The following is a 12,346-nucleotide window of genomic DNA, read 5'->3' on the forward strand; positions in this document are numbered from 1 at the left end:
GGTTGAAGTTACTTGCTCAAATTGTATCTACTGTTTTCCAGCCATTGCTAATGCCAACGCTGGTTTTTTATACTTATCTCTTTCATATTGACAATAGTTCGAACCTTACTGAAAAAGGCCGCTCTACTGTGCTACTTTTGATTTTTCTTACTACTTGTGTTATTCCTGTTTTTATTATTTTGCTCTTTATGTTTACTAAAGTCATTAAAGATCTACACATGAAAGAAAGGCGTGATAGATATCTGCCTTTTGCATTCATTTCAGTTTTCTATATTCTGGTTACTTATTTAATGAGTCGTCAGGTTTGGTTTAGTCCAAGCATGGCTGTAATTATGATTTCAATGACTACTGTAGTAATAAGCACCAACCTGATTACTTACTTCTGGAAAATAAGTGCACATGCTGCTGGTGTGGCAGGCTGGTTGGGTTTTATTATAGTGTTTACCAGAGTCTATTCCAGCGGTAATTCTTTGTTTTGGCCTTTGGTTATCGCAGTTATGTTAACGGGTATCGTAATTTGGTCTAGATTATATTTAAATGCCCATAAGCCCTCTGAATCATTGGCTGGTTTTGTTTTGGGCTTTTTAGTTTGTTTCAGTTCTGTATTATTGTTTGTTTAGTATATGTATGAATTTATAAAGTTTGAGAAAGAAGATGGCGTAGCTACGCTTACTTTAAATCGACCAGATGTGTATAATGCCCTAAACGATGAAATAACCTATGAAATCCAAGCGGCTTTAAAAGATGCAAAGAGAGATAAGGAGGTTAGAGTATTAGTATTGACTGGAGAAGGAAAAGCATTTTGCTCAGGGCAGGATTTGAAGGCTTCCTCTAAAAACCCTGGTCGTTCGTTTTCAGATTCATTACACAAAAGGTACAACCCAATTATTAAGGCAATTACTGAAATGCCAAAGCCAGTAATTTGTAGACTGAATGGGGTAGCCGCAGGAGCAGGTTGTTCTTTTGCCTTGGCTTGCGACCTGATTGTGGCAGGTGAAAGCGCAAAATTGATTGAAGTTTTCGTGAATATTGGTTTGGTATTAGATTCAGGCTCCTCTTATTTCTTACCCCGATTGGTAGGGAGTTCAAAAGCTTTTGAATTGGCCACTATGGGCACTAGGGTTTCGGCTTCTGATGCTGAAAAAATGGGGCTTATATCTAAGTGTGTTCCAGATGAAGAATTGGACAGTGCTGTAAAAGTATACACCGATTATTATGCTTCGGCTCCAACAAAGGCAATTGGTTTAATGAAAAAAATGTTAAACAAGTCGCAGAATTCTAGTTTAAAAGAAATGCTAGAATATGAGGCTTATTGTCAAGATATTGCAGGCGCTACTTATGATTATAAGGAAGGAACTACCGCTTTCTTAGAAAAGAGAAAAGCAGCATTCAAAGGTGAATAAAATCTAGAAAGTTTAAGTCACAAAAAAAGGGAAGTTAAATCTTCCCTTTTTTTGTGACTATATCGTTTGAGTCTTTCATTAGAACCCAGTGAGTGAAATGCCAAAAGATAAACCTTGAGTATCTACTCCGCCAGCTGGAGCAATATCGAATTTGTCTGAAAGTTCGTAGTATCCGAAAAGGCTAAATCCTCCAAATCCTACTCTAGCTTGTACTCCATATCTAAATTTTTGAAACCCAAGATCTTGACGGTCTTTAACCATTCTTTGGTCTGCAGCATCATCCTCAAATTTCACTTTGGTAAAAGAAGAATAAAGAACACCCACTTTCGCACCTAAAGCTACTCTAAAACCTCTGCTTAAATTGTTCTTGCTGGTGTAGTATCTGAACTCCAATGGGATGTCTAAGTAGTTTAAACCAACCTTCGACTTATCAAAAGTATTTGCCTGAGGATAAACCGTTGCTAAATCTGCTACAGCTACACTTCTTACATTTGAGTTGTTTACACTTGTTCTAAGAGTTTTTCCATCTTCAAGAGTAAATCTTTCCATACCTAAGCCAATACCAGGAGTAAAGGTTAGTCCATTATCGCCAATCGGTAAGTCGTAATAATAAATTACGTTTACTGTTTTTGAATTGAAACTGCTAAGCTTAACATCTGTTGGTGCGTTTAAAAAGGTATTCAAACCCCAGTCTACAACAAGACTTCCCGGAAGGTCTGGTCTTTGAGCTCTGGCAATTGATCCTAATGTTAAAACTCCTATAAGTAGTATTCCTAATTTCCTCATGTTTATTGGCTTTTTTGAGCTGGGCAAAGATAGTATTTTTTGAAAGTATTAATAACTAGCTTTTGCAAAGTAGAAGAATTAATTACCTTTGCAGACCAAATTTAACGGGATTTAACGAATCTTAGTTTTGGCCTCGTAGCATAACTGAATAGTGCACTTGATTACGGCTCAAGAGGTTGCAGGTTTGAATCCTGCCGAGGTCACATAAAAGCCCTTTCCATGTAAGTGGAAAGGGCTTTGTTTTTTAGCCGTGTTTATTAAATATTAACTTCTGATTTAGAAACTAGTAGCGGTATTTTTCTACTTTTCCTCTATGATTCACCTTGAGAGCAAAAGACTTGATCTTCATTTATTATCCTTAGCGGATTTGCGGCAAGTTCATGCGCTTCATAGTATTCCAGAGGTAGACGAATTCAATACGCTTGGTATTCCACAAAACATAGCCCATACTCAATTAATCATTGAACCTTGGATTTCAGAACATCAAAAACTTGACGCCAGACAGTATACGTTTACAATATGGACAAAGAAGACGGATGATTTTGTAGGTCTCATTGCTCTAAAATTGGGGAATGTTAAATTTCGGATTGGCGAAGTTTGGTTTAAACTCCATCCTGATTTTTGGGGTAAAGGATATGGTACTGAGTCTTTAAAATTAATGTTGGATTTTGCTTTTAATGATTTAAAACTTCACAGAGTTGAAGCGGGCTGCGCAGTAGATAACGTGGGGTCTGCCCGAGTTTTAGAAAAGACAGGAATGATTAAGGAGGGAAGGAAGAGGAAAGTGCTGCCATTAAAAACAGGCTGGTCCGATAATTTCGAATACGCAATACTGGATACTGACCCTAGATTTTAATTTCTTTTGTTGAATGGCTTTTTACCAGCCAGCAACTTTAAAAGTATTTTGTACGACATTGTCCCAATACTTTTCTAAGTTGGGTAAATCTTTTTGCTCGAAAACGAGTTGATAAGTTCAAAGAAAACTGAATGTCTCAAGTTACTAATACTGCTATTCTATTTTTTTCAAGAAACCTTAAAGAGGAATTCTTGGCGAAAAATGTAGGGTTAAACGTTCAGCAGTTTTCTAATTTGTTTAATCTTCTGGTCAAGAAAACTCAGAGAACGATTGATCAAACTAGCATTCCGGTAAAAGCTCTTTTTTCTGATGAACAAATTGGTAGTTCATTTGGAGAGCGACTCACAAACGGCATCTCGAACTTGTTCTCAGAAGGTTTTGAAAACGTAATCGTTGTTGGTAATGATGCTCCAGAGCTCACTTCCGAAGACTTACTTTGGGTTAAGGATAAGCTCGAAAATGGAAAGAATGTTTTAGGTAGAGATAACCATGGTGGAGCTTATTTAATAGGTGTTTCAAAAAATGACTTTAATGCCAGTGCATTCCTTCATATTGATTGGAATACTGGGTTGGTTTTCGATCAACTCAAATCACTATTGTCTTCAGAAGAATTAGAGAAGTGCCTAATTGACATAAATAAGCGATCGGATTTTGAAAATATTATAAAGAGTGGGTTATACTTACCGAAGGCTTTTAAACAAATTCTGAAAGCAATTTTCGGAACTTATACTTTACATACTAATTTCGATTTCACCCTTCCAAAATCCATTTGGTTTCAACAGATAGAGCTTAGAGGGCCACCCTCATTCGTTTCTTAATTACTCTAATTTCTCTTTGCAGTTACTATTTGTCGAAGAGCAATCATTTTCAATTAAATTATTTAAAAGAGCCCAGTCTCAATGTGCAATGTTTTTCATGTCGAATGACTTGAAACTACTTCTGTTTTGAAATTCAAAGGGGCTTTCTACTTAAGAAATAAGACTATGTCTAAAAAATATTACGACCCAAGCGACCTTAAAAAGTTTGGAAACATAACGGAATTCCAACCTGAAATGGGAAACAAATTCTTCGATTGGTACGGCAGCGTTTTCGAAGAGGGTGCCTTAACGGCCAGGGAAAAAGCATTGATCGCTTTGGCAGTATCGCATGCTGTTCAGTGTCCATATTGTATTGACGCCTATACTGATACCTGCATGAAAAAAGGAGCCGATGAAGAACAAATGATGGAGGCGGTACATGTAGCTGCTGCTATAAAAGGCGGGGCGGTATTGGCTCATGGAGTGCAGATGATGAATCAGGTGAAAGAAAAATTAATGTAGTCTATGACTTTACAGACATTAAAAAGACAACAACACGCACTTTCTGTTGCTAAAAGGCAAATCAAAATTTTAGAAGATCACGAAGCTATTGGCATTGATTCTTTCGAACGGAAAATTGATCCTATCGGCATGATGCCCTTGAAGCCTATTTCTGTCGATGTATTTCAGATCAACGTGGGAAAAATGTGTAACCAGGTTTGTAAACATTGCCATGTTGATGCTGGGCCTGATCGCAAGGAAATCATGACGCGAGAAACCATGCAGCAATGCTTGGATGCGCTTAAGCTTTCTAAGGCCAGTACGGTGGATTTGACAGGAGGTGCTCCAGAGATGAATCCTGATTTTCGCTGGTTTGTAGAGGAGATTTCTAAGTTGGGTAAGCACATCATTGTTCGCTGTAACCTGACCATAATTTTGGCCAACCCGAAATACCATGATTTGCCTGATTTTTTCAAAAAGCACAAAGTGAATGTGGTGTCTTCACTGCCATCATTCACGGCCAGAAGAACCGATGCTCAACGCGGTGATGGTGTGTTTGAAAAGTCCATTAAAGCACTTCAAATGCTGAATGAGATTGGCTACGGAAAGGAGGGTACGGACTTGAAATTAGATTTGGTTTATAATCCATCGGGGGCATTTCTGCCAGACGATCAGACGATACTGCAAAGTGAGTTTGAAAGAAAGCTCAAAGAGAATTTCAATATCGTTTTCAATGACTTGTATGCGATAACCAATCTGCCAGTGAGTCGGTTTTTGGATTACCTCGTCAACAGCAATAATTATGAGGAATACATGAATGAGCTGGTGAATGCCTTTAACCCTACTGCCGTGGCAGGTGTAATGTGCCGTTCTATGGTGTCAATTGGTTGGGATGGCTATTTATATGATTGCGATTTCAACCAAATGCTTGAAATGAAACTGAAAGATGGTGCGCCAGATCACATCAAGGATTTCAACCTAGATAAATTAATGGCGCGAGAGATAATGATTAACCAACACTGTTTCGGTTGTACTGCAGGAGCAGGCTCAAGCTGTGGAGGAACCACAACAAAAAACTAGCAAATGAACGACTACTTAAAAACGACTAAAGATATATATAAAGCCGCTGCCGAAAAACCAGACGTTGGACTCTGTTGCACCACTACTCCAGTTTGGTCATTTCCAGGTTTGGAAATCCCTAAAATCATGCTTGAAATGAATTACGGTTGTGGCAGTACTGTCCACCCACGGGATTTAGTCAATTCACCTAAAATACTTTATGTAGGTGTGGGCGGAGGAATGGAGCTCCTTCAGTTCTCGTATTTTAGCCGTCAGAAAGCGGGGGTTATTGGGGTAGATGTGGTGGATGAAATGCTTGATGCTTGCAGGAAAAACATCAAGGAAGCGGAATTAACAAACGATTGGCTAGATGCTTCTTTTATCGATATCCGACAAGGTGATGCGCTAAACTTGCCTATTGAAGATGCTTCAATTGATGTAGCAGCACAAAACTGTCTGTTTAATATCTTTCATGAAGAAGACCTGAAAAAGGCACTGCAAGAAATGTATAGGGTTTTGAAACCTCATGGCCGATTGGTGTTATCTGACCCAATAGCGGAGCAAACCATGCCCGAAAACCTCAAGAATGATGATCGATTGCGCGGACTTTGCTTGAGCGGCTCGTTGCCTTTAAAAGACTATATTAAAATGATTACCGATGTCGGTTTTGGTACAGTAGAAATAAGAGCCAAAAGACCTTATAGAATTTTGCATCCCAATCAATATGATACTGCCGAACCAATATATATAGAAAGTGTAGAGGTTTGCGCGATTAAGGATCCAATGCCAGCCGATGGTCCTTGTGTGTTTACGGGCAGAACCGCAATTTATTATGGAACAGAAACCCATTTCGATGATCACGGTGGTCATATTTTATTGCAGAATCAGCCATTATCGGTTTGTGATAAGACAGCGGGAAATTTAGAAGCCTTGAATGACTCAAATATTTGGGTTTCGCCTTCTACTTACTTCTATGATGGTGGAGGCTGTTGTTAATCTATTTGGCTTTTCGCTCATGAGAATAGTTAAGGAAGGGGTATGTTAAAGATTAGACCATTCCTTTCTTCAACTCTTCTTTAAATTTTTTACCTTTCCTAAGCAACCCTCATACAAGCGGGCTGTCTTTAGCGCAAGGATTAGAAATTTGGAACCGAAATATCAAAATCTTCATCAAGAGGTAATTGACCTGTGTATGTTGGGCGACCGACAAGCGCAGTATCAGTTGTACAAGCTTTATTCGAAAGCCATGTACAACGTGTCTTATCGGGTAACCCAAAATGAACAAGAAGCTGAAGATGTGCTCCAAGAGTCGTTTTTAAGGGCTTTCAAAAATATTCACAGCTATAAAGGAACGGCAGCTTTTGGTAGTTGGTTAAAGCGAATTACGCTTAACAATGCCATTAGTTTAGTTAAGAAAAGACGTTTAGATTTTGAGTCCGTTGAAGATTACGGAGCTTATGATGAGCGTTTTGATCATGAAGAAACGGATGATCGAGATTTTGATGTCAGTCAAGTAAAAAAAGCGATTGAGCTTTTGCCTGATGGATATCGGTTGGTGTTAACTCTTTACTTGATTGAGGGTTATGACCATAAAGAGATCGCAGAAATATTGAACATTACAGAATCAACTTCTAAGTCGCAGTTCAATAGATCGAAAAAGAAATTGAGGGAAATATTAAAAGAGGAATTTCAACATGCGGGATAAGCTAGAAGATTTCATAAAAGATAATAAGGAACATTTCGATACCGAAGCGCCAAGAGCAGAGGTGTGGAATAAAATCCAAAAAGGGCTTGACACGAATGATAAAACTACCGGAACTTCGACTCATTGGTTTTGGAAAGTAGCGGTTGCGGTGTTGCTTATTGCAGTAGCCTACTTGGGCTCAGAAAAATATTTTGGGTCAGAAATGAGAGAAGAAAGCACTGCCATGGAAGAGTTCAAGGAACTTGAAACTTTTTACACCCAAATGATTTCTGATAAGAAAATGATGCTTTCGGAAGAGGTGGAAACAGGAGGACATTTCAGCTTTTTGGAAGCCGATATTCAATCTTTAGATCAGAATTATGAAGAGTTGAAAAGTGCATTTGAAAACGGCCAAGAAACGCCTCAGCTTAAAAGCGCTTTGGTGCATTTGCTCAAACAAAAGCTCTATTTGCTCGAAAAGCAATTGGAAGTTTTAGAAGAAAGTAAGAGTGAAACATCAGAAGACGTTAGCTCACTTTAAATAGACTTAATTCAACTTCGTTAGAATCAAGAATACTACCTTTTTCGCATTTTAAAACACGTTTAGGATAGTTCTTAATGAGGTTGTAATCGTGTGTTGCCATTAAAATTGAAGTTCCTCCCTTATTGATTTCCATAAAAGTCTGGAAAATACCATCAGAAACTTCAGGATCGAGGTTTCCGGTAGGTTCATCGGCAATTAAAAGCACAGGATCATTAATTAAGGCACGTGCAATTACTACCCTTTGTTGTTCACCGCCAGAAAGTTGATGAGGCATTTTATTGGCAACCACTCCCAAACCAACACGCATAAGTACCTCGGCCAACTTACTTTTCATCTTGGCTTTGTTTTTCCAGCCAGTGGCTTTCATTACAAAGTAGATGTTTTCGGCAACTGAGCGATCGGGGAAGAGCTGGAAGTCTTGAAATACAACTCCTAGTTTTCTTCTTAAAAGTGGAACATCCTTTCGTTTGATATTCTGAATGTCATGATTAGCAATTCTAATTTTACCCAAACGAAGCGGCAAATCGGCATAAAGCGTTTTTAACAGAGAACTCTTACCACTTCCTGTTCTTCCAACCAAATACACTAACTCTCCTTTATTAATGGAAAGGGTAATGTTGTTCAATACAGTTTTATCGTCTTGAAAAATGGTGGCATCTTCGATGCGAACAATGGGTTCTCCTGAAAAAGGCATAATTTAAATATCCAGCTTTTGAAGTTTACCGAAAGGTAAGTTATTGATTACTTCTTGCAATTCAGTTTCTTTCCCTTCAAGGTCATACTTTTCTAACTTTTTTAACGGTCGGTCGGCACGAAAGTATGCTATGAGCACGAAATTCTCGTCTCTTAACTGAATGTAATCTGGGATTTTCGCTTTCCCTTTTACTTTAATGATATACATATTCCTTAAAAACTTCGGGTCATTTGCATAACCCGAAGTTGGAACTAAAGTTTTATCCATTTGCTTTGGCGTGGTCGGCAAGAAATTGTGCCAAACCTTTGTCTGTTAGCGGATGGTTCAACAAGCTAGTGATTACTTTCAACGGGCAAGTTGCAACGTCTGCACCAATTTCGGCACACTGCAATAAGTGCATAGTGTGACGTACTGAGGCAGCCAGTACTTCGGTAGCAAAACCGTAGTTGTCGTAAATCTGGCAGATTTGCTCGATAAGCTCTAAACCATCATACCCAATGTCATCAAGTCTTCCAATAAATGGAGAAACATAAGATGCACCTGCTTTGGCAGCCAATAAAGCTTGACCAGCAGAGAATACTAATGTACAGTTGGTTCTGATGTCTTCAGCTGTAAAAGTTTTAATGGCTTTAATACCATCTTTAGTCATTGGCACTTTTACAACGATTTTGTCATCGATTTGAGCCAATTCACGACCTTCTTTCAACATGCCTTCATAATCGGTAGCAATTACCTCGGCACTTACGTTGTCGTCTACAATATCACAAATCGCCTTATAATGGGCTATTACGTTATCGTGGCCAGAAATGCCTTCTTTAGCCATTAAAGAAGGGTTGGTGGTTACACCATCTAACACGCCTAAGTCGTAGGCTTCTCTTATTTCATCAAGATTCGCGGTGTCGATAAAGAACTTCATTTTGATCTATTTTAGATTGATTTGCAATGCATTACAAAGCTAATGTTTTTGTTTGCTTGAAGCGCCCTTATAAACACAACTTTTTATTGACGGTAGAAATTATCTTGAAACTAAACCTAGTTCAGTTCTTCGAGCTTTTTCACCAAGGCAAAAGCATCGCCCTCTAATGGCAAGTAGCCGTATTCATAGCAAAAATAATAGGTGGCGCCTGCTTTTGTAGTGTAAGTAGAAGTGTGATAATTAAAGTCGAAGCCCTTTTCTATAAGTTTGTTTCTGGTGGTTTTTGATTTGCCGTCTGGATTGAGTTCTTCTAAAATGCGCCTGTTTCTTCTTAGCAAGTTGTGAACATTGCGTACATAATTATTTGAGTCGCTATTCTGGCGGTTATTAAAGGTGTTACGACACTGATCTGAGCAGAATTTTTTATCGATTCTGCCGTACATCGCGTCTCCACATTCTAAACATTGTCTTTCTTCCATGCTGAAAAATCTAAAAAACAAAAACTACCACTTTTCTGAATTGGGAGTTAAGTTATTGTAAAAGAGTGGTATATCCAATTGTAAACGTTTACAAACGAATGTTACCCGACTACAAACGTTTAGCAACCGACTTTGCTTTTCGGTCTGCTGTTACTTTGCCATTGTCAATTCGGAAATACAAACCGAACGGACAACAAACGTTAAACATTTTATATCATGAGAAATTTAAGAAACAGTGTACAGTTGATCGGAAGATTAGGTCAAGATCCAGAAGTGAAAAACTTAACATCAGGTAAAAAGCTTACTACGTTTTCATTGGCCACTACAGATGCCTACAAAAATGCAGACGGAGATAAAATCGAAGACACACAATGGCATAATATTATTGCTTGGGGCAAGGTAGGAGAGATAGCCGCTGAATATTTAAAGAAAGGCGCGGAAGTTTGTATTGAAGGAAAGTTGGTGCACAGGTCGTACGAAAACTCGGCTGGTGAAAAACGATTCGTGACTGAGATTAACCTAAACGAATTGTTGATGATGGGTGGGAAGAAATGAAACCCAATTCTTTTAAAACAGAAATGCATAGACGGTCGGGGATTGTCTATGCATTTTTTAATTACTCTACTTTTTATTTTTTCGGCTTAGCCTATAATTCCCGTTACTGAAATGAGTGTTTGGTAAGCAATGAAGGTTACGAAAACAGCAACTACTAATTTTGTTAATGAATTAGTTTTTTTAGAAGTGGTAGTTTGTGTTGTTGCAGCTTTCATAATTTCTGTATTTAAGTTCAGTAGTAAGTATCCAAATAGGGTGCCAGTGCCCTGAGCGGGTTTAAACCCACTTTTTCTTATTGAGCTTGTCCCGAATTGGGAATCGTCTTGACCTGTGGGAATAAATAGGCCTTCTCAAAAAGCAGAAATGCATAGAACAAGAAATTGTCTATGCATTTTAATAATCCTTGGTTGATGTTTTATCTTAGCCAATAAGCCCCATTACCGAAATAAACGTTTGATAAACGATGAATGCGGCAAGAATACAAAAGGTAAGTTTGATAAAGGAATTGGATTTTTTTAAAGCAGTTCTTCTTACTCTTGCTTGACCGTGGTTTTGTAATGTTGCAGTTCTCATAATACTCATGTTTATATACTAATATTGAGTATTCAAATGGAGTGCCATTACGTTTAAATGATTCTAACGCAGTTTTTGGTTCAAATAAAATCCCATTTTGGGATTGCTGTATAAGCCTTGAAACCGAGAGTTGTTATTTTTTCTTTGCCTCTTCTGCAATGGCGTAAGCAATAACTAGGACACTACTAACAATACAGGCCCATGTAAGAATCCCTGTTTTACCATTGAAAGCTAATTGATAGAGTCCAGCACCAAGTCCGCCTCCGATGATAGGTCCAATAATTGGAATCCAAGCATAACTCCATTTCGAATTCCCCTTTCCTTTTATGGGCAATAGAAAATGCGCGAGTCTGGGTCCGAAATCTCTGGCAGGGTTAATCGCATAACCCGTTGTACCACCTTGCGCCATACCAATAACAACGATAAGACCACCAACAACTAAAGGGTTTAAGCCTTCGACAAACTGATTAGCACCAATCATGAGTAAGCCAAAAATCAACACCATTGTACCTAAAACTTCACTTAATAGGTTTGCACTTTTCTGGTCTATTGCTCCACCTGTACAAAATATGCCAAGCTTAGCTCCTTGATCCTCAGTCTTACCCCAGTGTGGTAAATACTGTAGCCAAGTAAACGAAGCTCCTGCCATTGCGCCAAGTACTTGGGCAATAATATAACCAGGCACTAAGTTCCATTCAAAATCACCGGTCATGGCAAGCGAAAGAGTTACGGCAGGATTGATATGTGCTCCACTAATTTGACCAACTGCGTAAATGCCAAAAGTAACGGCCAGCCCCCAGCCAATTGTGGTGACAATCCAGCCTGAGTTTTTAGCGTAAGAAAAATTTAGTGTAGTGGCAGCGTTGGTTCCATTCCCAAAAAAGATAAGGATGGCCGTGCCCACAAATTCTGCGAGATAAACGGACATAATCAAAAAGTCTAGGAAGTAATAATACGATAAAGAAGGGGATAAAAAAAGGCATCAGGATGTCGCACCGCTACAACCGCCTACCCTTGCTCTGTTCCCAGCCTGGGGGAGTTCAGCGGGAGCTGGTCGCACCCCTCTGCCGGGCGCAAAGGTATTAAGAAATTGCTAATAGGAAAACTTGAGGGCAGAAATATTAAATTATTATTCTCACTATTTATGGGTATTTACTTCCTAAGCCCATTATGCTTATTTTAGGCTTGAATCGAGTTTGCTCCCTTCATTGAAAAGTAAGAGATTCATTGTGTGTATATTTAATCTTCAATCAAAAAAAGTGTGTTATGTTAAAACCAAAAAGAAGAAGTTCAATTGAAAAGAGTTTTGGGTTGATGTTTCAATCTAAAGCCTTTATGACCAATAGGTATGATCCAGACCCTGAAGATCCCGAAGAGGAAGAAGAAGGAGGTTCTAATAATCCTCCTCCTCCAATACCTCCTAACTCTGGTAATGAATAATGAAGGTTATAATTACTGTAATAATTTTTTTCAGCCAGATACCTCTATTTAGCCAAGTT

At 38.6% G+C, this 12,346-nt stretch carries 19 protein-coding genes, 1 tRNA gene and 1 other RNA gene; 12 read left to right on the forward strand and 9 right to left on the reverse strand.

The features are described from left to right. Positions 1 to 2: 2 nt before the first annotated feature. Together MB14_RS17470 and MB14_RS17475 are read left to right on the forward strand one after the other, a co-directional pair. The gene (locus MB14_RS17470) at positions 3 to 620 is read left to right on the forward strand and encodes a phosphatase PAP2 family protein (RefSeq protein ID WP_132644142.1); all 618 of its coding nucleotides are present in this window, start codon (positions 3 to 5) and stop codon (positions 618 to 620) included. Positions 621 to 623: 3 nt separating this feature from the next. Further along, positions 624 to 1,403: an enoyl-CoA hydratase-related protein gene (locus MB14_RS17475; protein ID WP_062593931.1), complete on the forward strand. Its 780-nt coding sequence runs from the start codon at positions 624 to 626 to the stop codon at positions 1,401 to 1,403. A 78-nt stretch (positions 1,404 to 1,481) separates the two neighbouring features. On the opposite strand, the gene MB14_RS17480 is transcribed toward MB14_RS17475, so the two are convergent. Then, positions 1,482 to 2,189, reverse strand: a complete 708-nt coding sequence (locus MB14_RS17480; protein WP_062593933.1) for an outer membrane beta-barrel protein — start codon at positions 2,187 to 2,189, stop codon at positions 1,482 to 1,484. Between the two features lie 129 nt (positions 2,190 to 2,318). Between MB14_RS17480 and MB14_RS17485 the strand changes: the two genes are divergently transcribed. The 8 genes from MB14_RS17485 (at position 2,319) to MB14_RS17520 (ending at position 7,627) form a co-directional block, all read left to right on the forward strand. Further along, positions 2,319 to 2,392, forward strand: a tRNA-Arg gene (locus tag MB14_RS17485). Between the two features lie 110 nt (positions 2,393 to 2,502). Then, positions 2,503 to 3,045, forward strand: coding sequence for a GNAT family N-acetyltransferase (locus MB14_RS17490; protein WP_062593935.1), 543 nt, complete (start codon positions 2,503 to 2,505; stop codon positions 3,043 to 3,045). Between the two features lie 131 nt (positions 3,046 to 3,176). After that, positions 3,177 to 3,863 (forward strand): DUF2064 domain-containing protein, encoded by a 687-nt coding sequence (locus tag MB14_RS17495; protein WP_062593937.1) that lies wholly within the window; start codon positions 3,177 to 3,179, stop codon positions 3,861 to 3,863. A gap of 165 nt (positions 3,864 to 4,028) precedes the next feature. Then, positions 4,029 to 4,364, forward strand: a complete 336-nt coding sequence (locus MB14_RS17500; RefSeq protein WP_062593940.1) for an arsenosugar biosynthesis-associated peroxidase-like protein — start codon at positions 4,029 to 4,031, stop codon at positions 4,362 to 4,364. A 3-nt stretch (positions 4,365 to 4,367) separates the two neighbouring features. Then, complete coding sequence (arsS, locus tag MB14_RS17505) at positions 4,368 to 5,423, forward strand: arsenosugar biosynthesis radical SAM (seleno)protein ArsS (protein WP_062593941.1); 1,056 nt, start codon at positions 4,368 to 4,370, stop codon at positions 5,421 to 5,423. A gap of 3 nt (positions 5,424 to 5,426) precedes the next feature. Then, on the forward strand, positions 5,427 to 6,398 hold the full coding sequence (gene arsM, locus MB14_RS17510) for an arsenosugar biosynthesis arsenite methyltransferase ArsM (RefSeq protein WP_062593943.1): 972 nt from the start codon (positions 5,427 to 5,429) through the stop codon (positions 6,396 to 6,398). A 148-nt stretch (positions 6,399 to 6,546) separates the two neighbouring features. Then, positions 6,547 to 7,107 carry an RNA polymerase sigma factor gene (locus MB14_RS17515; RefSeq protein WP_089082185.1) on the forward strand — a complete coding sequence of 187 codons (561 nt, stop codon included), beginning with the start codon at positions 6,547 to 6,549 and terminating at the stop codon, positions 7,105 to 7,107. Further along, positions 7,097 to 7,627, forward strand: coding sequence for a hypothetical protein (locus tag MB14_RS17520; RefSeq protein ID WP_062593946.1), 531 nt, complete (start codon positions 7,097 to 7,099; stop codon positions 7,625 to 7,627). Before MB14_RS17515 ends, MB14_RS17520 begins: the two co-directional genes overlap by 11 nt. Here MB14_RS17520 and MB14_RS17525 read toward each other — a convergent pair. From MB14_RS17525 to MB14_RS17540, 4 genes are all read right to left on the reverse strand, one after another. Beyond that, positions 7,614 to 8,324, reverse strand: a complete 711-nt coding sequence (locus MB14_RS17525; RefSeq protein ID WP_062300118.1) for a cell division ATP-binding protein FtsE — start codon at positions 8,322 to 8,324, stop codon at positions 7,614 to 7,616. The genes MB14_RS17520 and MB14_RS17525 overlap by 14 nt on opposite strands. A 3-nt stretch (positions 8,325 to 8,327) precedes the next feature. Further along, complete coding sequence (locus tag MB14_RS17530) at positions 8,328 to 8,531, reverse strand: hypothetical protein (RefSeq protein ID WP_053224804.1); 204 nt, start codon at positions 8,529 to 8,531, stop codon at positions 8,328 to 8,330. Positions 8,532 to 8,583: 52 nt separating this feature from the next. After that, positions 8,584 to 9,240 (reverse strand): fructose-6-phosphate aldolase, encoded by a 657-nt coding sequence (fsa, locus tag MB14_RS17535; protein ID WP_053224619.1) that lies wholly within the window; start codon positions 9,238 to 9,240, stop codon positions 8,584 to 8,586. A 116-nt stretch (positions 9,241 to 9,356) separates the two neighbouring features. Then, entirely contained in the window at positions 9,357 to 9,719 is a 363-nt protein-coding gene (locus MB14_RS17540) for a hypothetical protein (protein WP_062593948.1), read from the reverse strand. A 216-nt stretch (positions 9,720 to 9,935) separates the two neighbouring features. Here MB14_RS17540 and MB14_RS17545 point away from each other — a divergent pair, with 216 nt between their 5' ends. Next, entirely contained in the window at positions 9,936 to 10,274 is a 339-nt protein-coding gene (locus MB14_RS17545; protein WP_062300120.1) for a single-stranded DNA-binding protein, read from the forward strand. An 86-nt stretch (positions 10,275 to 10,360) separates the two neighbouring features. Here MB14_RS17545 and MB14_RS19180 read toward each other — a convergent pair whose 3' ends face one another. From MB14_RS19180 to ffs, 4 genes are all read right to left on the reverse strand, one after another. Continuing rightward, a complete protein-coding gene (locus MB14_RS19180; RefSeq protein WP_260310861.1) occupies positions 10,361 to 10,489 on the reverse strand; it encodes a hypothetical protein in 129 nt (42 codons plus the stop codon). Positions 10,490 to 10,694: 205 nt separating this feature from the next. Next, on the reverse strand, positions 10,695 to 10,847 hold the full coding sequence (locus tag MB14_RS19015) for a hypothetical protein (RefSeq protein ID WP_157716613.1): 153 nt from the start codon (positions 10,845 to 10,847) through the stop codon (positions 10,695 to 10,697). 133 nt (positions 10,848 to 10,980) lie between these two features. After that, complete coding sequence (locus MB14_RS17550) at positions 10,981 to 11,775, reverse strand: MIP/aquaporin family protein (protein ID WP_062593950.1); 795 nt, start codon at positions 11,773 to 11,775, stop codon at positions 10,981 to 10,983. 45 nt (positions 11,776 to 11,820) lie between these two features. Beyond that, an RNA gene (ffs, locus tag MB14_RS17555) (signal recognition particle sRNA small type) lies at positions 11,821 to 11,918 on the reverse strand. Positions 11,919 to 12,113: 195 nt separating this feature from the next. Here ffs and MB14_RS19020 point away from each other — a divergent pair. After that, complete coding sequence (locus tag MB14_RS19020; RefSeq protein WP_157716614.1) at positions 12,114 to 12,287, forward strand: hypothetical protein; 174 nt, start codon at positions 12,114 to 12,116, stop codon at positions 12,285 to 12,287. The last annotated feature ends 59 nt before the right edge of the window (positions 12,288 to 12,346 follow it).

It is taken from the genome of Roseivirga ehrenbergii (assembly GCF_001593005.1).
GTDB lineage: Bacteria > Bacteroidota > Bacteroidia > Cytophagales > Cyclobacteriaceae > Roseivirga > Roseivirga ehrenbergii.

Coding starts and splice junctions, on each gene's coding strand:
- MB14_RS17475 (WP_062593931.1), top strand. CDS start 624: ATGTATGAATTTATAAAGTTTGAGAAAGAAGATGGCGTAGCTACGCTT.
- MB14_RS17480 (WP_062593933.1), bottom strand. CDS start 2,189: ATGAGGAAATTAGGAATACTACTTATAGGAGTTTTAACATTAGGATCA.
- MB14_RS17490 (WP_062593935.1), top strand. CDS start 2,503: ATGATTCACCTTGAGAGCAAAAGACTTGATCTTCATTTATTATCCTTA.
- MB14_RS17495 (WP_062593937.1), top strand. CDS start 3,177: ATGTCTCAAGTTACTAATACTGCTATTCTATTTTTTTCAAGAAACCTT.
- MB14_RS17500 (WP_062593940.1), top strand. CDS start 4,029: ATGTCTAAAAAATATTACGACCCAAGCGACCTTAAAAAGTTTGGAAAC.
- arsS (WP_062593941.1), top strand. CDS start 4,368: ATGACTTTACAGACATTAAAAAGACAACAACACGCACTTTCTGTTGCT.
- arsM (WP_062593943.1), top strand. CDS start 5,427: ATGAACGACTACTTAAAAACGACTAAAGATATATATAAAGCCGCTGCC.
- MB14_RS17520 (WP_062593946.1), top strand. CDS start 7,097: ATGCGGGATAAGCTAGAAGATTTCATAAAAGATAATAAGGAACATTTC.
- MB14_RS17525 (WP_062300118.1), bottom strand. CDS start 8,324: ATGCCTTTTTCAGGAGAACCCATTGTTCGCATCGAAGATGCCACCATT.
- MB14_RS17530 (WP_053224804.1), bottom strand. CDS start 8,531: ATGTATATCATTAAAGTAAAAGGGAAAGCGAAAATCCCAGATTACATT.
- fsa (WP_053224619.1), bottom strand. CDS start 9,240: ATGAAGTTCTTTATCGACACCGCGAATCTTGATGAAATAAGAGAAGCC.
- MB14_RS17540 (WP_062593948.1), bottom strand. CDS start 9,719: ATGGAAGAAAGACAATGTTTAGAATGTGGAGACGCGATGTACGGCAGA.
- MB14_RS17545 (WP_062300120.1), top strand. CDS start 9,936: ATGAGAAATTTAAGAAACAGTGTACAGTTGATCGGAAGATTAGGTCAA.
- MB14_RS19180 (WP_260310861.1), bottom strand. CDS start 10,489: ATGAAAGCTGCAACAACACAAACTACCACTTCTAAAAAAACTAATTCA.
- MB14_RS19015 (WP_157716613.1), bottom strand. CDS start 10,847: ATGAGAACTGCAACATTACAAAACCACGGTCAAGCAAGAGTAAGAAGA.
- MB14_RS17550 (WP_062593950.1), bottom strand. CDS start 11,775: ATGTCCGTTTATCTCGCAGAATTTGTGGGCACGGCCATCCTTATCTTT.
- MB14_RS19020 (WP_157716614.1), top strand. CDS start 12,114: ATGTTAAAACCAAAAAGAAGAAGTTCAATTGAAAAGAGTTTTGGGTTG.